At 48.0% G+C, this 17,866-nt stretch carries 22 protein-coding genes; 13 read left to right on the forward strand and 9 right to left on the reverse strand.

Going from position 1 to position 17,866, the window contains the following annotated elements:
• Positions 1-7: 7 nt before the first annotated feature.
• Entirely contained in the window at positions 8-439 is a 432-nt protein-coding gene (gene trxC, locus CBP12_RS11795) for a thioredoxin TrxC (RefSeq protein ID WP_086964649.1), read from the reverse strand.
• Between the two features lie 2 nt (positions 440-441).
• Positions 442-849: an META domain-containing protein gene (locus CBP12_RS11800; RefSeq protein ID WP_086964651.1), complete on the reverse strand. Its 408-nt coding sequence runs from the start codon at positions 847-849 to the stop codon at positions 442-444.
• Between the two features lie 283 nt (positions 850-1,132).
• Here CBP12_RS11800 and CBP12_RS11810 point away from each other — a divergent pair, with 283 nt between their 5' ends.
• Entirely contained in the window at positions 1,133-1,819 is a 687-nt protein-coding gene (locus CBP12_RS11810; RefSeq protein ID WP_086964657.1) for an MOSC domain-containing protein, read from the forward strand.
• Between the two features lie 31 nt (positions 1,820-1,850).
• Here the strand turns inward: CBP12_RS11810 and CBP12_RS11815 are convergent, their stop codons facing one another.
• A complete protein-coding gene (locus tag CBP12_RS11815) occupies positions 1,851-2,066 on the reverse strand; it encodes an RNA-binding S4 domain-containing protein (RefSeq protein ID WP_086964659.1) in 216 nt (71 codons plus the stop codon).
• 361 nt (positions 2,067-2,427) lie between these two features.
• Here CBP12_RS11815 and CBP12_RS11820 point away from each other — a divergent pair, with 361 nt between their 5' ends.
• The 5 genes from CBP12_RS11820 (at position 2,428) to rmuC (ending at position 6,797) form a co-directional block, all read left to right on the forward strand.
• Positions 2,428-3,561: an aminotransferase class V-fold PLP-dependent enzyme gene (locus CBP12_RS11820; protein WP_086964661.1), complete on the forward strand. Its 1,134-nt coding sequence runs from the start codon at positions 2,428-2,430 to the stop codon at positions 3,559-3,561.
• A gap of 137 nt (positions 3,562-3,698) precedes the next feature.
• Positions 3,699-4,268: an elongation factor P-like protein EfpL gene (gene efpL, locus CBP12_RS11825; protein WP_086964663.1), complete on the forward strand. Its 570-nt coding sequence runs from the start codon at positions 3,699-3,701 to the stop codon at positions 4,266-4,268.
• A gap of 35 nt (positions 4,269-4,303) precedes the next feature.
• Positions 4,304-5,140, forward strand: coding sequence for a PfkB family carbohydrate kinase (locus CBP12_RS11830; RefSeq protein WP_086964665.1), 837 nt, complete (start codon positions 4,304-4,306; stop codon positions 5,138-5,140).
• Between the two features lie 56 nt (positions 5,141-5,196).
• Entirely contained in the window at positions 5,197-5,436 is a 240-nt protein-coding gene (locus CBP12_RS11835; RefSeq protein ID WP_086964667.1) for a hypothetical protein, read from the forward strand.
• Positions 5,436-6,797, forward strand: a complete 1,362-nt coding sequence (gene rmuC / locus CBP12_RS11840; protein ID WP_408634961.1) for a DNA recombination protein RmuC — start codon at positions 5,436-5,438, stop codon at positions 6,795-6,797. The genes CBP12_RS11835 and rmuC overlap by 1 nt, the downstream gene beginning before the upstream one ends.
• Positions 6,798-6,837: 40 nt before the next feature.
• On the opposite strand, the gene trkA is transcribed toward rmuC, so the two are convergent.
• From trkA to def, 4 genes are read right to left on the reverse strand one after another with little or no spacing between them, the layout of a single operon-like run.
• A complete protein-coding gene (trkA, locus tag CBP12_RS11845) occupies positions 6,838-8,214 on the reverse strand; it encodes a Trk system potassium transporter TrkA (RefSeq protein ID WP_086964671.1) in 1,377 nt (458 codons plus the stop codon).
• Positions 8,211-9,506 carry a 16S rRNA (cytosine(967)-C(5))-methyltransferase RsmB gene (gene rsmB / locus CBP12_RS11850; RefSeq protein WP_086964673.1) on the reverse strand — a complete coding sequence of 432 codons (1,296 nt, stop codon included), beginning with the start codon at positions 9,504-9,506 and terminating at the stop codon, positions 8,211-8,213. Before rsmB ends, trkA begins: the two co-directional genes overlap by 4 nt.
• Positions 9,507-9,531: 25 nt before the next feature.
• Positions 9,532-10,482 (reverse strand): methionyl-tRNA formyltransferase, encoded by a 951-nt coding sequence (gene fmt, locus CBP12_RS11855; protein ID WP_086964676.1) that lies wholly within the window; start codon positions 10,480-10,482, stop codon positions 9,532-9,534.
• A gap of 9 nt (positions 10,483-10,491) precedes the next feature.
• Positions 10,492-11,013 carry a peptide deformylase gene (def, locus tag CBP12_RS11860; RefSeq protein WP_086964678.1) on the reverse strand — a complete coding sequence of 174 codons (522 nt, stop codon included), beginning with the start codon at positions 11,011-11,013 and terminating at the stop codon, positions 10,492-10,494.
• A gap of 193 nt (positions 11,014-11,206) precedes the next feature.
• On the opposite strand from def, the gene dprA reads away from it, so the two are divergent.
• Genes dprA through hemF form a run of 5 tightly spaced genes read left to right on the forward strand, consistent with a single transcriptional unit; the run spans position 11,207 to position 14,917 of the window.
• On the forward strand, positions 11,207-12,304 hold the full coding sequence (gene dprA / locus CBP12_RS11865; RefSeq protein ID WP_086964680.1) for a DNA-processing protein DprA: 1,098 nt from the start codon (positions 11,207-11,209) through the stop codon (positions 12,302-12,304).
• A gap of 2 nt (positions 12,305-12,306) precedes the next feature.
• The gene (locus tag CBP12_RS11870; protein WP_086964682.1) at positions 12,307-12,780 is read left to right on the forward strand and encodes a DUF494 family protein; all 474 of its coding nucleotides are present in this window, start codon (positions 12,307-12,309) and stop codon (positions 12,778-12,780) included.
• 47 nt (positions 12,781-12,827) lie between these two features.
• Positions 12,828-13,397, forward strand: coding sequence for a DNA topoisomerase family protein (locus CBP12_RS11875; RefSeq protein ID WP_086964684.1), 570 nt, complete (start codon positions 12,828-12,830; stop codon positions 13,395-13,397).
• A gap of 23 nt (positions 13,398-13,420) precedes the next feature.
• Positions 13,421-13,984 carry a Sua5/YciO/YrdC/YwlC family protein gene (locus tag CBP12_RS11880; protein WP_086964686.1) on the forward strand — a complete coding sequence of 188 codons (564 nt, stop codon included), beginning with the start codon at positions 13,421-13,423 and terminating at the stop codon, positions 13,982-13,984.
• A gap of 24 nt (positions 13,985-14,008) precedes the next feature.
• Positions 14,009-14,917, forward strand: a complete 909-nt coding sequence (gene hemF, locus CBP12_RS11885; protein WP_086964688.1) for an oxygen-dependent coproporphyrinogen oxidase — start codon at positions 14,009-14,011, stop codon at positions 14,915-14,917.
• Here the strand turns inward: hemF and hdfR are convergent.
• A complete protein-coding gene (hdfR, locus tag CBP12_RS11890) occupies positions 14,914-15,768 on the reverse strand; it encodes an HTH-type transcriptional regulator HdfR (protein WP_198341809.1) in 855 nt (284 codons plus the stop codon). The genes hemF and hdfR overlap by 4 nt on opposite strands.
• A 152-nt stretch (positions 15,769-15,920) precedes the next feature.
• Between hdfR and aroE the strand changes: the two genes are divergently transcribed.
• Together aroE and CBP12_RS11900 are read left to right on the forward strand one after the other, a co-directional pair.
• Complete coding sequence (aroE, locus tag CBP12_RS11895) at positions 15,921-16,745, forward strand: shikimate dehydrogenase (RefSeq protein WP_086964692.1); 825 nt, start codon at positions 15,921-15,923, stop codon at positions 16,743-16,745.
• Between the two features lie 10 nt (positions 16,746-16,755).
• A complete protein-coding gene (locus CBP12_RS11900) occupies positions 16,756-17,016 on the forward strand; it encodes a DUF1488 family protein (protein WP_086964694.1) in 261 nt (86 codons plus the stop codon).
• Between the two features lie 6 nt (positions 17,017-17,022).
• On the opposite strand, the gene CBP12_RS11905 is transcribed toward CBP12_RS11900, so the two are convergent.
• Positions 17,023-17,562, reverse strand: a complete 540-nt coding sequence (locus tag CBP12_RS11905) for a gamma carbonic anhydrase family protein (RefSeq protein WP_086964697.1) — start codon at positions 17,560-17,562, stop codon at positions 17,023-17,025.
• Positions 17,563-17,866: the final 304 nt, after the last annotated feature.

Here is a 17,866-nt window from a genome sequence, read left to right on the forward strand (position 1 = left end):
TGCATTATTAAGTTAAGTTAGCTAGCCAAGCTTGTAACTGTCCCTCAGACAGCGCCCCTGATTGTCTAGCAACTTCTTTACCTTGCACAAACGCGATTAAAGTAGGGATAGAGCGAATGGCCCACTGTGTCGCGGTGCTGGAATGCGCTTGTGTATCTAATTTGGCAAAGCGAAACTGGCCTGCAAACTGGCTGGCGACTTTTTCAAAGGTGGGCGCCATCTGTAGGCAAGGGCCACACCAAGGTGCCCAAAAATCGACAATTAAGGGCAGTGTTTCATGAGCGTGTAAACGCGAGAGCTGGCTTGCGTTTAATTCAAGTGGTGCGAGCGGTAATAGGCTGGCTTGGCATTTCCCACAGGTAGGGGAATGGTGGAGCCGCGCGCTAGGCACGCGATTTTTAGCCTGACAAGCCGGACAGATAATAAAAGTATCCGCCATGGCTACATCCAGTCTGCCAAGGTATAAGTAAGCGTATGCTGCTCGCCAATCAGCTCGAGCTGTTCACCCTTATTATTAATTTTTGCTCCTGTCCCTAAGGTAGTTAAGACGGCTTGCTCTATGGCTTGCTCTTCAGGAGCGCAGAGCATTTTGGTATTGGCGAGTGGATCGGCGAGCAGACGATTATTTTCAATGGTAGCACTGCCAAAAAAGCGATTACAACCGGCTAAGCCGTTAATGGTTAAATGCTCCGCTATTTCTAAGTCAGACTTAATATTGGTGTCGATAGCTTCTCCATCAATGGCACTTAAGTTCCAATGATGATGCATCAAGTTAGAATCAACGGTGCTGGGCCCACTGCTACAGGCGGTGAGTAACAGCGCGCTGGCACTTAAGATGGCGATTTTCATAACGGCTCCTAGTCTTGTTATTTGGCTAAGGGTGAGTAATACGAGACTCACTGCTTTTAAGATATGAGAATAGTGAACAGCCCGCGCCGACTTTTCAAGCGCCGCGCCGAGCTATTGCTATATTTGTCTGGGAATGCGCTAAAAGGGCTTGCTTCTCTTAAGCTCAGCCGTGCAGGTGTTATAAAAACGGATAATGAGCGCAAACTACCATTTTGTGTAGGCGTTAGCGGCTATGCTCAGACTCAAATGTGATAATAGACGAAGAATGACCGAAGGAGAAAGCATGCAGGTGAGTATCTTAACTGGGCGGGCGAGCGCGCTGACTCAGGATATGGAAAGTGCTATCGATAAAAAGCCTATTACCCGTGCGCAATTTTGTGATGTTACGGGACTGGTGGAAGACACCCAAGTTTCCACTCCTTTTCATGGTGGCGTGGAGCGGGCGCTCCATTATTATCCTTATGAGCACTATGTAAGTTGGTTGGCTTGGTTTCAAGGCATGGGGCTAAACAGCGCCTTGAGGTTATTGAGTGCGGGTGGGTTTGGTGAAAATATATCAGGGGAAGGATTAACCGAAGCCGAGGCTTGTATTGGTGATATTTATCAATTAGATGAGGCGGTGGTGCAAATTAGTCAGCCGCGCTCACCTTGTTATAAGCTAAACGCGCGCTTTGGTTATGAGTTTTTTTCGGTACTGGTACAAGCCAATGGCCGCACGGGTTGGCTGTTGCGAGTACTTCATCCTGGGCAGGTTAATCCCCAAGCCGAGCTAACCTTGCTTGAACGCCCCCATCCTACTATGAGTGTTAAGCGTGCTAGCGATATTGTTTATAACTTAGCCTATTGTGCGAATAATTTACGTGAGCTCGCCGCGCTTAAAGCGTTATCGCCGAGCTGGCGTAATAAAGCTGAGGAGTATTTAGCCGCCGGTCAAGTTGTTGACTGGCGAAAGCGCTTACTTGGGCCTTAACTTCATGCTAAAAACCGCGAGGCTCAGGGTTTTATTCGTTGACTGTGACTTGTTGTTTTTGAAAGCGGACTACTTGCCCCGCCAGAATTTTGCAGCGCTTGCGAAGCTCTACCTGTCCGTCTACTGTCACCAGGCCAACATCGATCACCTCTTTAGCCATGGCTCCCGACTCGCACCAACCCAAGACTTTCAGTAAGTTATGTAAAGGGATAAAAGGGCGGCCTTCTAAGCTAAATGTTTCATTCATGAACTGTCACCTTATATAAAAGCAAATATGCCAGGGTAAAATAGGGCCTTTATAGTAACATTGTCGAGTGCTCTGCTGGCAGCGATGAATGCACAAGATTTGTGTATTAGTTCTTTGTTATTTACCCACAGATTAGGCATTATTAATAGACTCATGTTTGGCCTGTGCTGAGCGTCAGCCTAGACTAACTCAGACTCATCACTCGCCCCCTTCGGGTTTCGCCCCTATTGGCTCTTAAGGTGACTGGTATTTGCCAGCTGCCAAATAAAGGCTGCCAATAGCGGTTATAAGTCTGGATGTCGGTATCTCGAGTAATTTAAAGCTTGGGGCCGTTATATTTGCGTTATAAATAGAGGTGTTTATGTCCGGATTGTTGCCCCATGTTGACCCAGAGGGTCTGCGGGAATTTTCAGTGGTTTATACCGACCGCTCCCTTAATCATATGTCGGTGCGCTTTCAGCAAGTGATGCGAGATATTTCCTCGGCGCTAAAGGAGATTTACCAAGCGTCGTCGGTTGCAGTGATCCCTGGCAGTGGCACCTTTGGCATGGAAGCGGTAGCTCGCCAATTTGCGACTCACCAAGACTGTCTTATTATTCGTAATGGTTGGTTTAGCTATCGCTGGAGCCAGATTTTTGCAGCAGACAAGATTCCTGCCTCAGAAACCGTCTTGCTGGCGCGGGCTATTGAAGATGGCCCGCAAGCCGCCTTTGCCCCCGCGCCCATAGAGGAAGTGGTGGCGACTATTCAAAAAAATAAGCCTGCGCTAGTGATTGCTGCTCATGTAGAAACGGCAGCGGGCATGATATTGCCCGACGATTATTTACAAGCGGTGAGCCAAGCCACTCACGAAGTGGGCGGCTTGTTTGTATTGGACTGCATTGCCTCTGGCGCCACTTGGGTTGATATGAAAGCCTGTGGAGTCGACGTGTTACTGAGTGCCCCCCAAAAAGGCTGGAGTAGCGCTCCCTGTTGTGGCTTAGTTATGCTCAGTGAGCGGGCTCGTGCTAAAGCAGAGCAAACGCAAAGCACCAGTTTTGCCTGTGATCTTAAACAATGGCTTAAGGTCATGGAGGCCTATGAGCAGGGTAATCACGCTTATTACACCACCTTGCCCACCGATGCCTTGGCTCAATTTCGCGATACCATTAAGGAAACGGCCAGCCTTGGCTTTGAACAGATGAAGTTGCGCCAACAACAATTGGGTACACAGGTAAGAGCTGTGTTGGCTAAGCGAGGCATTAAAAGCTTAGCGGCAGAAGGCTTTGCCGCGCCCAGTGTGGTGGTGTGCTACACCCAAGATGGTGCTATCAATAATGGCGCTAAGTTTAAAGAACAAGGACTACAAATTGCTGCCGGTGTGCCTTTGCAATGTGATGAACCTGCAGACTTTAAAACTTTTCGCGTCGGCTTATTTGGCTTAGAAAAACTGCAAGATGTGGCGGCGACCGTAGCTACTTTTGAACAAGCATTGGATAAGGTATTAGCTTCCTAACGCAGAGCTAGAAGCAGTGATATTAGGCCACCTTACGGTGGCCTAATAATTGATAAGCGTGCTAGTGCTCGCGCAAATGCATGGGCTTGGCTAAGATGCACTCTTATCTTAATGGTAAGTGGGCGTTGGAGACGGATATGGCAAAGGCAAGTGACATTAAAAAAGGCGTAGTAGTAGAGCTCGACGGGAAACTATTGATGGTCCGTGATATCGATATCCAAACTCCCAGTGCGCGAGGCGGCGCCACCTTATATAAGATGCGCTTTAATGACTTAAAAAGCGGTCATAAAGTGGAAGAGCGCTTTAAAGGCGATGAGCAACTTAATCTGATTGAGCTGGGGCGCCGCTCAGTGGTGTTATCTTATATTGATGGCGAGGAGCATATCTTTATGGATACTGAAGATTTTAGCCAGTATCCCATTCGCAGCCTTGATATTGCTGATGAGCTGCTATTTATCGATGAAAGTACCACCGGTATCCAAGCGTTATTAGTTGATGGCCATATTATTGGCCTTGAGCCGCCGCAAACCGTAGAAATGGAAATTATTGATACTGCGCCGGAATTAAAAGGAGCCTCTGCTTCGGCACGCACTAAACCGGCGACCTTTGCCTCTGGGCTGACCATTCAAGTTCCTGAATACCTAGAGATAGGTGATAAAGTGCGTATTCACACTACAGATAAACGTTATGTGAGCCGCGCCGATTAAGTGATGGTGTTTAAAATTATAATGAAAAGGGTGTTATGGCAAAGATACGGCTACTGGCCAATTTAAATTGCGATCATGTTTTGCTGCTAAATGACGCTTTGGCGCCGGGTGGGCGTATCTTATATCAAGACCAAGGGCGGCGTTTAGGCGGTGGCGGGGCTAATACCGGAATCGGGTTATTATGGGCCGGCCATGAGGTGCGGGTGTTATCTAGAGTCGGGCAAGATGCAACCGGTGAGTGGATTTTAAATACTGCCCAAGAATTAGGTCTAGATGTAAGTGAAGTGGAGCAATTTTGTGGTGCCACAGGTGAGCTCTTAGTCTTGGTTGATAATCAAGGTGAGCGCACTATCTTGCGCCAAGCAACGCCCTCTTGCTTACCCAGCCCCTTGCCTTCAACGGCACTGGATTGTTTATATGTTAACTATCAAGGTGAGGCAGTGGGTGAGTATATGGCAGACATGCTCAGCCAGACTTTAGTGGTTAGCCAATATCCTAAAGATAACACTTGGCTAAGGCCGTGCCATATCATGATAGCGTCTGCGGCGGATATTAGCGCGCAACATCAAGACCTGTGGCATCATGCTCGCACCTTAGCGGGCGACAGCTTAGCGTGGTTAGTGGTCACCCACGGTGAGCAAGGGGCAGAAGCCTTTTCCGCCACCCAACATTTGCGAGTGCCAGCACCTGATGTTGCTGTCATTGATGCTACTGGCGCAGGTGATACCTTTGCGGCCGGCCTTATTCATGGCTTATTAAATGCCTTGCCCATGGCCAGTGCCCTTAACCAAGCCAGTCAGTGGGCGGCCTATGCGCTATCCTCTTCAAGCTCTATCCCCTGTACGCGTCTTAAAGACTACCTTAAGCAATAACTTGAGCTATCACTGCTTCGCTACTAAGTGGCGCCACTTTTGCCTTTGGGAAAACTATGTTGAATAACAGTGTCATTCTTTCAATTATTAATCAAAGCTGGCGCTGGTCGGTATTTTTAATGTTTCCCTTATTACTTGTGGCCTATGTAGAGCTCACTGGAGTGAGCTTTGCTCAGCTAGATGAAGGAACTAATCAGCACAAATGGGTGATCATGCTAGGTTATTTGTTATATGTCTTAGTGTGGCTAAAGTTGAATCGCCACGTTAAAGCGCATCTTGAACAGCGTAGCCGTTAATGATGTCACTTCTTTTACTTTATTGGCCCTACTTATTAATGCTAGCTGCATTGCTTATGGGCGCGGCTTTAACTCGTCTGATATTAAGTACTCGTCTGCAGTTGCTCGTCCAACAAGTGCAACAAGGTCAGCAGCGGCTACAAGAGAAACACCAAGACTTAGAAAGCGCGCGCTATAAGCTGGAGCAACAGCAACAGCTGCTATTAAAGATGAACGGTCGCTTGAAGGAGTACGAAACGCTACTGCGCCAAGAGCGCCAGTGGGCGGCAGATAAACAAGCAGAAGTTAGCGCCAATGACGCGCGCGTAGCCCAACAGTTTGAAAATTTAGCACAACGGATTTTTGAACAAAAAACTCATAATTTTCGAGAGCTAAATCAGCATAGTCTAGATGGTCTACTCACCCCCCTACGAGAGCAATTAGAAGGCTTTAGACGCAACATTCAAGAAACCTACGCCGATGAAAGCCGCCAACGCCACAGTTTAAAGTTTGAAATTGAGCGCCTAGCTGAGTTAAATCAGCAGATGAGTGCTGATACCTTGGCGCTCACCCGCGCCTTAAAAGGTGACAGCAAGCAACAAGGAAACTGGGGGGAAGTGGTGTTAGCGCGAGTGCTTTCTGAGTCTGGTTTGCGCGAAGGCCATGAATACAGTACTCAGCTAAGCCTTAATAATGCCCAAGGCAAACGTTATCAGCCCGATGTGGTAGTGCACTTACCCCAAAACAAAGACATTATAATCGATGCCAAAGTCTCTCTCACCGCTTATGAGCGCTACTTTAATGGCGAAGAGGCGGGCGCTCGCGAGCAGGCGTTGCGCGAGCATGTTAATTCGGTGCGCGGTCATATTAGAGAGCTAGGCCGCAAAGATTATCAACAACTGCAAGGTGTGCGCACTCTGGATTATGTGCTGATGTTTGTGGCGGTAGAGCCGGCTTTTCTACTCGCCGTTGAAGCCGAGCCGGCATTAGTAAAATACGGTTTAGATAATAATATTTTATTAGTCAGCCCCACTAACTTATTAGTGGCCTTGCGCACCATCGAAAACTTATGGCGCGTGGAGCGCCAAAACCAAAATGCCCGTAAAATTGCCGAATCTGCAGGTAAGATTTATGAAAAGCTACGCTCTTTTACCGAAGATATGGAAGCCGTCGGGCACTCGTTACATAAAGCAGAAGACAGTTATCAGCGCGCCATGAAAAAGCTGAGTACGGGGCGCGGTAATTTAATTCGCCAAGCGGAAGCCTTTCGCGAGTTGGGCGTAGAGGTGACTAAACCGCTGCCTGAGCATTTGCGAGACTCGCCAGACCAAGAGGCGCGCTTGCCAGAGACTGCCACTGACTCTCAAGCAGCTAAAGATTAAAAAAGCATGTAAAGGGAATGGGGAAGTGAATAGCCTAAATTTATAAGAAGAATGGGCTAGGCTGAAATAAGCGCTCCACCTCAGGGATAAATTTCTTATCTACCAGAAATAAAATAACATGATCGTTTTGCTCAATTACCGTTTGGTTATGGCCAATAATCACTTCATCTTTTCTAACGATGGCGCCAATGGTAGTGCCAGGTGGTAACTTAAGCTCACCTACTTGGCGACCCACTACTTTAGAGGTGGCGCTATCGCCATGGGCTATGGCTTCAATGGCCTCTGCTGCTCCGCGGCGCAACGAGTGCACATTAACGATATCGGCTTTACGCACATGCGTGAGTAGGGCAGAAATAGTCGCTTGTTGAGGAGATATAGCCACATCTATGCTGCCACCTTGTACTAAGTCTACATAGGCACTGCGCTGAATTAATACCATGGTTTTCTTAGCACCCAGTTTTTTTGCCAACATGGCCGACATTATATTGGCTTCATCTTGGTTAGTGACGGCAATAAATACATCAATTTGCTCTATATGCTCTTCAAGCAATAACTCTTGATCGGCGGCATCGCCACAAAAAACAATGGTGTTCTCTAATTGCTCCGAGAGTTGTTCGGCTCTCTTAAAGCTATGCTCAATAAGCTTAACGGAGTAATTTTTTTCTAAGCGTTTGGCCAACCCTGAACCCACGTGGCCACCGCCCACAATCATGATCCGTTTATAATCACTTTCTAAGCGCTGTAACTCCGACATGACCGCACGAATATGGCCACTGGCTGCCACAAAAAACACTTCATCATCGGCTTCAATGATAGTAGTGCCTTGAGGGCGAATGGGGCGGTCTTGGCGAAAAATGGCCGCGACTCGAGTATCTATGCCTGGCATATGGTCGCGCAAGCTAGAGAGGGCATTACCCACTAACGGCCCCCCGTAGTAAGCTTTAATCGCCACTAAGCCTACCTTGCCTTGAGCAAAATCCACTACTTGCAGCGCTCCAGGATATTGGATTAGGCGATAAATATAATCTGTCACTAATTGCTCGGGGGCAATGAGGTTATCTACTGGCAGCGCTTCATTAAGAAATAAGCGCTCGCGCTCGGCTAAAAACTCTGGCGAGCGAATACGCGCTATTTTATTGGGGGTATTAAATAGTGAGAAAGCCACTTGGCAAGCGATCATATTTGTTTCATCGCTACTGGTTACCGCTACCAACAAGTCTGCATCTTGAGCACCCGCATCGCGTAACACACTCGGATAAGAGCCGTGGCCATTAATGACGCGCAAGTCGAACTTATCCTGTAACTCGCGCAGGCGCTCGGCATGGGTGTCGACTACCGTAATGTCATTGTTTTCACTGACCAGAATTTCAGCGAGAGTACCGCCCACTTGGCCCGCACCTAAGATAATGATTTTCATGCCAGCTTTCTTAATTTGGCATAATAAAAGCCATCACCTTGCTCAGCCATGGGCAAAATTTGCCAGCCAGGCTGAGTCGGGGTGTCTTCGTCATGCAAAGCAACATGCTGCGCATCTGGGGTGCGGCTTAAAAAAGCGATAATTTGCTCACAGTTCTCATCAGGTAAAATCGAGCAAGTGGCATATAACAGCGTGCCACCGGGCGCCAGCTTTAACCAAAGGGCATCTAAGATGTGCGCCTGTAATGTGGCTAACTGGGCGATATCTTCGGCGCGCCGCAACCACTTAATATCAGGATGACGGCGGATCACTCCAGTGGCGGAGCAAGGCGCATCCAGCAAAATGCGGTCGAAATTCTCGCCATGCCACCATGTGTCAGGCTGTGCAGCGTCCGCCTCAATCACGGTGGCCACTAAATTCATGCGCTCTAAGTTTTGCTCTACTCGTTTTAGGCGCTCCCCATCCAAGTCAACGGCGACTAACTGTTTAACATTAGGCTGGCGCTCTAAAATGTGTGCAGTTTTGCCTCCTGGCGCTGCACAGGCATCCAATACCAGCTCGCCGGCTTGGGCGTCTAACAATTGGGCGGCTAACTGGGCCGAGGCATCTTGGACCGAGCTGGCCCCTTGCTCAAAACCAGGCAAGAGCGCCACATCCATGGGGCGGGCTAAGCGCAGCGCACTGTCTGCGATGGCATCCGGCGTGGCATTAATTTCGGCGTCAGCCAATAACGCTAAGTATTGCTCTCGGCTATGCTGATGTTGATTAACGCGGATCCACATAGGAGGATGCTGGTTATTTTCTTCTAAAATACCTTGCCACTGGTTGGGATAGGCTTTTTGTAGGCGTTTAACTAACCAGTTGGGATGAGCTAAGCGCAGTTGAGGGAGCGCATCAACCTTAGCCGTGAGTGCCTCTTGTTGGCGCTGTACGTTGCGTAATATGCCATTGACCATGCCTTTAAATGGTTCAGCTTTAAGTAATTTACAAGCGGCCACGGTTTCGGCTAATGCGGCATGAGCAGGAATGCGCGTATAAAGTAACTGATAGATACCGACGATCAGTAAGCTATGCACTACCTTATATTTGCCTTTAAGTGGCTTTTCTACCAATTGCTTGGCCATCGCATCGAGACGGCTATACCAACGCAAGCTGCCAAAGCAGAGCTCTTGTAAAAGCGCACGATCTTTCGCCGCCACTTCTTGCTGATAGCGAGGCAAAAGGCCTGATAAAGACTGCCCTTGGTTAAGCACCTGGTGAATAATATTAGCGGCTGCGGCACGGGTTTTCATAAAATTACTCTTTAGTATTGAGAGATTAAGTGAGTACAGCGCCGACGTGGAACCAGTCTTTACGAGCATTGAGCAAGTCTTGGCAGCTCATGGCTTTTTTACCGGGAGGCTGCAAACTGAGCAAGCGTAATACACCGTCGCCCGTGGCCACTTCAATGCCGGCTTTGCTGGCATTAATAATAGTCCCAGGGGTTGCTAACGTAGGAGCACCGTCGCTTAAAACCTCGCTCTGCCACACCTTAATATTGTGCTCGCCGACGAAAAAGAAACTCACCGGCCAAGGATTAAAAGCCCGTATACAGCGCTCAATCTGTGCAGCTGATTGATGCCAGTCGATGTGTGCTTCTTCTTTAGAAAGTTTGTCAGCGTAGGTAGCTTGTGTATCGTCTTGTACTTGAGCCGTAGCTGTGCCACTGGCTAATTGGTGCACACTTTCTAATAACGCCACTGGACCAATCTTTGCCAACTTCTCATATAAGCTGGCTGAGGTATCATCATTAAGAATAGGTAGGCGCGCAGTATGGAGCATAGCGCCGGTATCAAGGCCTTTATCCATCTGCATAATGGTAACACCGGTTTCTCTATCTCCCGCCCAAATGGCGCGCTGAATGGGCGCCGCACCGCGCCAGCGGGGTAGTAAAGAGCCATGCACATTAATACAACCTAAGCGCGGCGCATCCAACACCGCTTGAGGTAAAATTAAACCATAAGCGACTACCACCATTAAGTCGGCGTTTAATGCAGCTAACGCTTGTTGCGCTTCTTCATCACGCAAGCTAGGTGGCTGTAACACCGGAATACCTGCCTGCTCGGCGGCAATTTTAACGGCGCTGGGTGTCAGCTTTTTACCCCGTCCCGCAGGACGATCGGGCTGGGTATAAACTGCCACCACTTTATGTTTAGAAGCCAGCAGAGCGTGTAAGTGGCGGGCGGCAAAATCCGGTGTACCGGCAAAAATAATATTAAGTGCGGGCAAAAGATATCCTTATGATTGCAGTTCTTGGGCTTCTTGCTTGGTTAGCTTTTCCATCTTTTGACGAATACGTTGGCGCTTTAATGGCGACAAGTAATCTACAAATAACTTACCAATCAAGTGATCCATTTCATGCTGAATACAGATCGCCAGTAACTCATCGGCCTCTAATTCAAAGGTTTCACCTTTGACATTTTGAGCGCGTACTTTAATAAACTCAGCTCTTTCTACGAGCGCGCGCGCACCGGGTACTGACAAGCAGCCTTCTTCAATACCGGTGCTGCCGCTTTGCTCTAAAATTTCAGGATTAATTAGCACCAATTGCTCGGCTCTGTCTTCCGACACATCAATCACAATTAAGCGCTGATGAATATCGACCTGAGTTGCAGCCAGCCCAATGCCTTCTTCGGCATACATGGTTTCAAACATATCATCTACAATTTGTGCTAATTCAGGGGTGAATTCAGTGATGGGCTTAGCCACAGTGCGCAGGCGCTCATCAGGAAAACGTAATACAGGTAATAATTTAGCCATAGCAAATAAACTCTTTTATCTAGCGATATTGATACTATTTTAGCCGTGTCGGCGGGCAAAAAACAGCAAGACTTAATACTTGAGTGATTATGTAGGGAAATAAGCGCACTAAGTAGGCTGCGTTTTGTGTGTGGTAAGCCCCTTTCTAACCCTAAGGGTATTCGCTAACCCTAGCTTATGGATGAGGTAGGCAATGACAGAGTCTCAGTTAGCTCAGCACCCTTTATTACCTTGGCTGGCGTTACAAAACACTCAAGGCATAGGGCCGGTGAGGGCCCTTCAGCTTTACCAAACGCTAGGTGAGCATTGGTATCGCGACCAACTGCTCGCTCAAACTAAATTAAATGCGAGTCAAATAACCGCGCTGCAAACGGCGCATTTTGATTTATTAGAAGCCATTTTAAAATGGCAAACCGCTCTGCACCAGCGCCATGTGATAGTTTGGTCTAGTCCTGACTATCCGCCCCAGCTCAAAGCTATTCCTGCATCACCGCTGATTTTGTTTGTGGAAGGGGATCTCAGCGTGCTTAGTGCAGCGCAGCTCGCCGTGGTAGGCAGTCGCCACCCCTCTTATGTCGGTAAAGAAAATACGCAGCGCTTAATCCCGCCGTTAGTAGAAGCGGGTGCCGTGATTACCTCTGGCTTAGCCTTAGGCGTTGATGGCCTTAGTCATCAGAGTGCACTCGCTGCTAAAGGTAAAAGTATTGCGGTATTAGGCTCTGGTTTAGCGAACATTTATCCTAAGCGCCATACTACGCTGGCCGCTCGCTTGCTTGAAGCACAAGGCGCGCTAGTTTCTGAGTGTTACCCCTGGGCTAAGCCGTTAGCTCATCATTTTCCTAGGCGCAATCGTATTATTAGCGGGTTAAGTTTAGGCGTATTGCTTATAGAGGCGGCGGAGCGTAGTGGCTCTTTAATTACGGCTCGTTACGCTCTTGAGCAAGGGCGAGAAGTGTTTGCTGTTCCTGGCGCTTGGCAAAATCCACTGGCAACAGGGTGTAATCAATTAATTCAACAAGGAGCCAAACTGGTATTAGAGGCGAGCGACGTCCTAGAGGAGCTGAGCGCGTTTTCAGTGTCCAATGTCAAAATTCTACGCGCAAGTGCCGAGCAATTATTGCCTTATCCAGAGTTGTTGGATAACGTAGGGTTAGAGGTAACGGCGCTAGATATTATTGCCGACCGTTGCCAACAGCCGGTGCAAGATGTACTTATTCGGTTGGTCGAGCTGGAATTGGCTGGCTGGGTAGCATCTGTACCTGGGGGTTATGTCAGAGCGAGGAGGGGATGATCATGTTCGAGGTACTCATGTACTTATTCGAAAGCTACATCCACACCGATGTAGAGACCATGGTAGAACAGGATGTACTCGCCGATGAATTAAGCCAAGCTGGCTTTCATAAGCAAGAGATCCTCAAGGCGCTAGCTTGGCTAGAACGTTTAGCTGATTTACAAGAAACGGATGAAACTCCTTCTTGGGCCACGTCTGAACTTAACTCATTTCGTATCTACACACCTGATGAGATGTATAAAATTAACGCCGAAGGCCGAGGCTTTCTGTTATTTTTAGAACAAATCCAAGTATTAAACGCCACCACTCGTGAAATTGTTATTGAAAGACTCATGGAGCTAGACCCGCCAGAGATTGAGTTAGATGATCTTAAATGGGTAGCCATGATGGTGCTATTTAATGTGCCTGGTGGAGAGTCTGCTTATCATCAGCTAGAAGAGCTTATTTTTGAGCAACAAGAAGGCATGGTTCACTGAACGAGGCCGCGCTGATAGAATTGCGATAAAGCATTCGGAGGCGCGGTATGTCAAAAATTGATCCTAGTCTATTTAGTGTAAAAGCACTCGCTCCAGAATGGGAGCAAACGCCTTGCCCACAATGCCATGCCGCCCTTGAAATGCGCCATGGTAAACACGGCACCTTTTTAGGCTGCTCCGCTTATCCTGCCTGTGATTATCTGCGCCCCCTTAAAGTGATAGAGCCAGATCAAGACATAGAAAAAATATTAGAAGGCAGTGAGTGTCCGCTATGTCATCACCCCTTAGCGCTTAAAAAAGGGCGTTATGGTCTTTTTATCGGCTGCAGTCATTACCCCGAATGTCATCATATTGCCGATCTCAATGAAGCCCAAACCGAAGAGCCACAATGCCCTATTTGTCACCAAGGGCAATTAGTGGCTAGAACTTCACGCTACGGTAAGCGCTTTTACGCTTGCAACCACTATCCAAAATGTCGTTTTATTAGTAATGATAAGCCGGTCGCTAGGACGTGCCCTGATTGCGGATTTAGCATCTTGGTGGAGCGAAAAGGACAGTGGCATTGCCCTAAAAAAAGCTGTGATTACCAACAGCCGATGGGGACAGGCCAGAGTTAGCTAATGCTAGGCTAAGGAAGATAATGAACGAAAATGAATTGAAGGTGGCACTCTCACATTTGCGCCAAGGTGGTGTAATAGGGTATGCCACTGAAGCTGTATTTGGCTTAGGCTGTGATCCTGATAACAGCCAAGCCGTACAGCGATTGCTTAATATTAAACATCGCCCCATTGAAAAAGGTTTAGTACTAGTGGCGGCGGACATGAGTCAGTTATTACCCTATCTTGACTTAACTCAGTTACCTAAAGGGCGCTTAACAGACATTCTAGCTACTTGGCCAGGACCTAATACTTGGATTATTCCTGCTAAAAGTGCAGTGCCTACTTGGCTTAAAGGGCAGTTTTCTTCACTGGCGGTTCGAGTGAGCGCACATCCTCAAGTTCATGACTTGTGTTTAGCGTTTGGTAAGCCATTAGTATCAAGCAGCGCTAATATCACAGGGCAGCCACCGGCGCGCAGTGCCGAGCTTTTAACACAGCAATTGGGCTGTGAACTTGACTATATCTTACCTGGCCATACCCAAGGGCTAGCTAACCCTTCTTTAATCCGCGATGCCTGCACTTTTGCCGTGGTGCGACCGGCCTGACGTTAACCTGCGAGAGACATTATAATGAGCACTCAACCTGATATCCACGCCGTAAAAGCATATTTACTCCAGCTACAAGATACTATTTGTGCTGGCTTAGCAGCAGCGGATGGTGGCGGACAATTTCTAGAAGACAGTTGGACGCGTGCCGAAGGCGGCGGCGGGCGTAGTCGTGTTATGCGCCACGGTAAAGTTATTGAGCAAGGCGGTGTTAATTTTTCCCATGTACATGGTGATGCCATGCCCGCCTCCGCCACCGCTCATCGCCCAGAATTGGCAGGGCGATCCTTTGAAGCCATGGGCGTCTCTTTAGTGATCCATCCTCATAATCCGCATGTGCCTACGAGTCATGCGAATGTGCGCTTTTTCTTTGCCGAAAAAGAGGGCGCCGATCCGGTGTGGTGGTTTGGCGGCGGCTTTGACTTAACCCCCTTTTATCCGGTTGAAGAAGACTGCCAACACTGGCATCAAGTTTCTCATGACTTATGTGCGCCTTTTGGCAAGCACGTATATGAAGACTATAAAAAGTGGTGTGATGACTACTTTTATCTAAAACATCGAGATGAAACTCGTGGTGTAGGCGGTTTATTTTTTGATGACCTAAACCAATGGCCCTTTGCACAATGCTTTGAATTTATGCAAGCGGTGGGTAATGGTTATTTAGAGGCGTATCTGCCAATTATTGAAAAGCGCAAAGCTACGCCCTATACCGAGCAAGAACGCCAGTTCCAGCTCTATCGTCGTGGGCGTTATGTTGAATTTAATTTAGTCTATGACAGAGGCACTTTGTTTGGCTTACAAACGGGCGGTCGCACCGAGTCTATTTTAATGTCGATGCCACCGCTGGCGCGTTGGGAATATGATTGGCAGCCTAAAACCGGCACCAAAGAAGCCTTGCTACAAGACTTCTTAGTACCAAGAGATTGGCTTTAATTTGGCTCGTGTTGCGGGGCAAACAAAGCGATAACTTCATCGATAAGGGCTTGGCGCTCGCCCCCAGGTAAATAAGCCGCGTATACTTCGCGGCTAATTGAGGGCGTATCAGCCACAATAAATAACTGCTCCTGTTGTTGATAATGACTGATCATGGAGCTGGGTAGAAACGTGCTGCCACCATGATGTAATAAATATTCTAAAGCGATGCGTACCGAGCCGGTGTGTAAAATAGGGGGCGTACTGGCATTAAAGAGTTTTGCATGTTGAGTGTTAAACGCGGTTCCCCAATCGATGCGAATATAATCTTGCGCCATAGCTTTAGCTGTATCGAGATGCTGATGGGACGACACCAGTTGTAGCTCCATGGTGTGCAGTGCGACATGGCGTACGCCCTCAATGCGCGCCGGATCTGTTAAAAACGCCAAATCCAAGGTGCGTCCTAATAAGGCGCGAGTCATTTGCTCTGGCGTGCGAATATCAGCACGCAACGATAATGCCGGCAACTCGCAATACAACCGATGCAATCCTTCTTGTAAGTAGGCATCCCATAAGTTCGCTGTTCCTGCCACCGCTAACTGTTGGGTTTGGCGCTCACTTAATGCTACTTCATGTTGCGCACGTGCCCACGCTAATAACATCGACTCCGCATGAGGGATCAGCGCATCACCCGACGAAGTAAGTTGGATATTATTTCGCAGTCGCGTAAACAAGGTGACACCCAACTGACTTTCTAACTGACGGATGCGAAAGCTGACCGCCGACGGCGTCAGGTATAAGTGTTCTGCCGCCTTGCCAAAATGACGAGTACGCGACACCTCTAAGAAGGTTTTTAAGAGTTCAGTATCCAATGCTAGCCACAATATTTTTGTTCGTTAGCGCAAAATCTATTCGTTTTAGTAATTTTTGCAACCAAAAACTGTAGAGACTGGCAATATCTGGGTTTTTACCGTCTACTAAGGCGATATTAAATCTTCCTCTTTTGTCAGCGAGCATTTTCATCATGGACAGATATGCCGTTATCGGTCATCCCATCAAACACAGTCAATCGCCTTTTATTCATCAGCAGTTTGCTGAGCAAACCCAGCAACAACTCGACTACCAGCGTTTATTAGCGCCGCTGGATGGCTTTGCCGATAGCTTAAGTCACTTTGCTAGCCAAGGCGGTGTTGGTTGTAACATTACTGTGCCTTTTAAAACGCAAGCGCTCGAAATAGCCGATGAGCTCACTCCAAGAGCTAAACTGGCAGGGGCGGTGAATACCTTACATTTATTAGCCGATGGCCGTTGGTTAGGTGATAACACCGATGGTGCGGGTTTAGTCATGGACTTAAAGCGGTTAGGCGTTAAGTTAACCGGCGCAAACATTCTCTTGTTAGGAGCTGGCGGCGCCGCACGCGGAGCCCTTGCGCCTCTGCTGGCCGAACAACCTGCACACATAGTAATTGCTAATCGCACGCCCGAACGAGCCGAGGAATTAGCTGAGCACTTTGCGGCGTTTGGTAATATAAGTAGCGCGCCACTTACCGAGTTAACTCAGCCGTTTGATATTATTATCAACAGTACCTCGGCAAGCTTGCAAGGCGAGTCATTGGCATTAACCAATGATGTCTTGCAGGAAAATACCTGCGTTTATGACATGATGTATGACGCGACTGACACGCCTTTTTTAGTATGGGCAAAAGAGCAAGGGCTTACCCGCCGCTTTGATGGCTTGGGGATGCTGGTGGGGCAAGCGGCAGAAAGCTTCTATTTATGGCGAGATGTGCGCCCCGACGTGCTGCCAGTACTCGACGCTTTGCGCAAGCAATTAGCGACTACGCTCTAGGAGAGAAGAGATGAATCAAGACATTATTGTAAATGACGACCTCGTCTGGCAACCAGAGCAAGCAAAACTGACTTTTAGTGCACAGTGGTTTGGCGGGCAAGTACTATGCCACATCAGTGTCGCTTTACTTGAACATCTGAGCGGCCAACAGCTAGTAGACGAAGCCAGTATTATGTTAGCGTTTGAAGCGCAGCGTTTTGATATAGAAGAGCAGGTTAGTGATTTAATTAGCCAAGAGGCGTTTGGACCTGATGGCAGCTTAACTTTATAATAAAAACTAAGGCAAGGCCGCTAAATATTCGTCTTTTAAGCGGACATAATTAGCGGCAGATTCTGCTAAAAACGCTCGCTCTTGCACGGTGAGCTCTCTTATTTGACGAGCTGGACTACCCACATATAAATAACCCGATAACAGTTTTTTGCCGGGCGGTACTAGGCTACCGGCACCGAGTATCACCTCATCAGCAACTTTAGCACCATCCAAAATAATGCAGCCCATGCCAATTAAAACTCTATTACCAATAGTACACGCATGTAGCATGGCTTTATGGCCTACTGTGACATCGTCGCCGATATGGAGTGGCAAACCGCCAGGTAAGATCAGGCTGGGTCGAGACACATGTAATACACAAGCATCTTGAATGTTAGTGCGCTTACCAATACGAATACGATGTACATCACCGCGTGCAACCACTAACGGCCAAATACTCGAGTCCTCTCCAACCTTTATATCGCCATATAAAACCGCTGATTTTTCTATAAACACGCCCGCTGCTAAGCTTGGCATGATCCCGTTATAACTATTTAATGTTGCCATCTTGAACATCCACGCCAGCAATGAAGTGATCTCAGAGTAGCGGCTTCTATAGGAGAAGCACAATGGGTCGTGTTGAACTGTGAATCTAAGCCTGCACTCGCCCTAGATTTAAAAGAATGACGGTTGATCTTAATAGGATCCTGTTATATCTCGTCCACCTCATCACTTACACTTCATGTTTTTCAGCACTAATGTGCATAACTCTGTGGGTATCATGTGTGCTTGCTGGGTGTTTGAGCGGTCAGTGCTAAAAGCGTGATTTAAATCATAAAAGCGCTTGCGCTAAATCTGTCGCTCCCTATAA

It is taken from the genome of Oceanisphaera avium (genome assembly GCF_002157875.1).
In the GTDB taxonomy this organism is placed as follows: Bacteria; Pseudomonadota; Gammaproteobacteria; order Enterobacterales; family Aeromonadaceae; genus Oceanimonas; species Oceanimonas avium.

Bases quoted from the DNA above. Each gene is read 5' to 3' on its own strand.
- def (WP_086964678.1), bottom strand. From the start codon at position 11,013: ATGGCTAAATTATTACCTGTATTACGTTTTCCTGATGAGCGCCTGCGC.
- CBP12_RS11835 (WP_086964667.1), top strand. From the start codon at position 5,197: ATGTTGAATAACAGTGTCATTCTTTCAATTATTAATCAAAGCTGGCGC.
- CBP12_RS11830 (WP_086964665.1), top strand. From the start codon at position 4,304: ATGGCAAAGATACGGCTACTGGCCAATTTAAATTGCGATCATGTTTTG.
- CBP12_RS11900 (WP_086964694.1), top strand. From the start codon at position 16,756: ATGAATCAAGACATTATTGTAAATGACGACCTCGTCTGGCAACCAGAG.
- CBP12_RS11875 (WP_086964684.1), top strand. From the start codon at position 12,828: ATGTCAAAAATTGATCCTAGTCTATTTAGTGTAAAAGCACTCGCTCCA.
- aroE (WP_086964692.1), top strand. From the start codon at position 15,921: ATGGACAGATATGCCGTTATCGGTCATCCCATCAAACACAGTCAATCG.
- efpL (WP_086964663.1), top strand. From the start codon at position 3,699: ATGGCAAAGGCAAGTGACATTAAAAAAGGCGTAGTAGTAGAGCTCGAC.
- rsmB (WP_086964673.1), bottom strand. From the start codon at position 9,506: ATGAAAACCCGTGCCGCAGCCGCTAATATTATTCACCAGGTGCTTAAC.
- CBP12_RS11905 (WP_086964697.1), bottom strand. From the start codon at position 17,562: ATGGCAACATTAAATAGTTATAACGGGATCATGCCAAGCTTAGCAGCG.
- rmuC (WP_408634961.1), top strand. From the start codon at position 5,436: ATGATGTCACTTCTTTTACTTTATTGGCCCTACTTATTAATGCTAGCT.
- CBP12_RS11800 (WP_086964651.1), bottom strand. From the start codon at position 849: ATGAAAATCGCCATCTTAAGTGCCAGCGCGCTGTTACTCACCGCCTGT.
- trxC (WP_086964649.1), bottom strand. From the start codon at position 439: ATGGCGGATACTTTTATTATCTGTCCGGCTTGTCAGGCTAAAAATCGC.
- CBP12_RS11810 (WP_086964657.1), top strand. From the start codon at position 1,133: ATGCAGGTGAGTATCTTAACTGGGCGGGCGAGCGCGCTGACTCAGGAT.
- CBP12_RS11820 (WP_086964661.1), top strand. From the start codon at position 2,428: ATGTCCGGATTGTTGCCCCATGTTGACCCAGAGGGTCTGCGGGAATTT.
- hemF (WP_086964688.1), top strand. From the start codon at position 14,009: ATGAGCACTCAACCTGATATCCACGCCGTAAAAGCATATTTACTCCAG.
- dprA (WP_086964680.1), top strand. From the start codon at position 11,207: ATGACAGAGTCTCAGTTAGCTCAGCACCCTTTATTACCTTGGCTGGCG.
- CBP12_RS11815 (WP_086964659.1), bottom strand. From the start codon at position 2,066: ATGAATGAAACATTTAGCTTAGAAGGCCGCCCTTTTATCCCTTTACAT.
- CBP12_RS11870 (WP_086964682.1), top strand. From the start codon at position 12,307: ATGTTCGAGGTACTCATGTACTTATTCGAAAGCTACATCCACACCGAT.
- trkA (WP_086964671.1), bottom strand. From the start codon at position 8,214: ATGAAAATCATTATCTTAGGTGCGGGCCAAGTGGGCGGTACTCTCGCT.
- CBP12_RS11880 (WP_086964686.1), top strand. From the start codon at position 13,421: ATGAACGAAAATGAATTGAAGGTGGCACTCTCACATTTGCGCCAAGGT.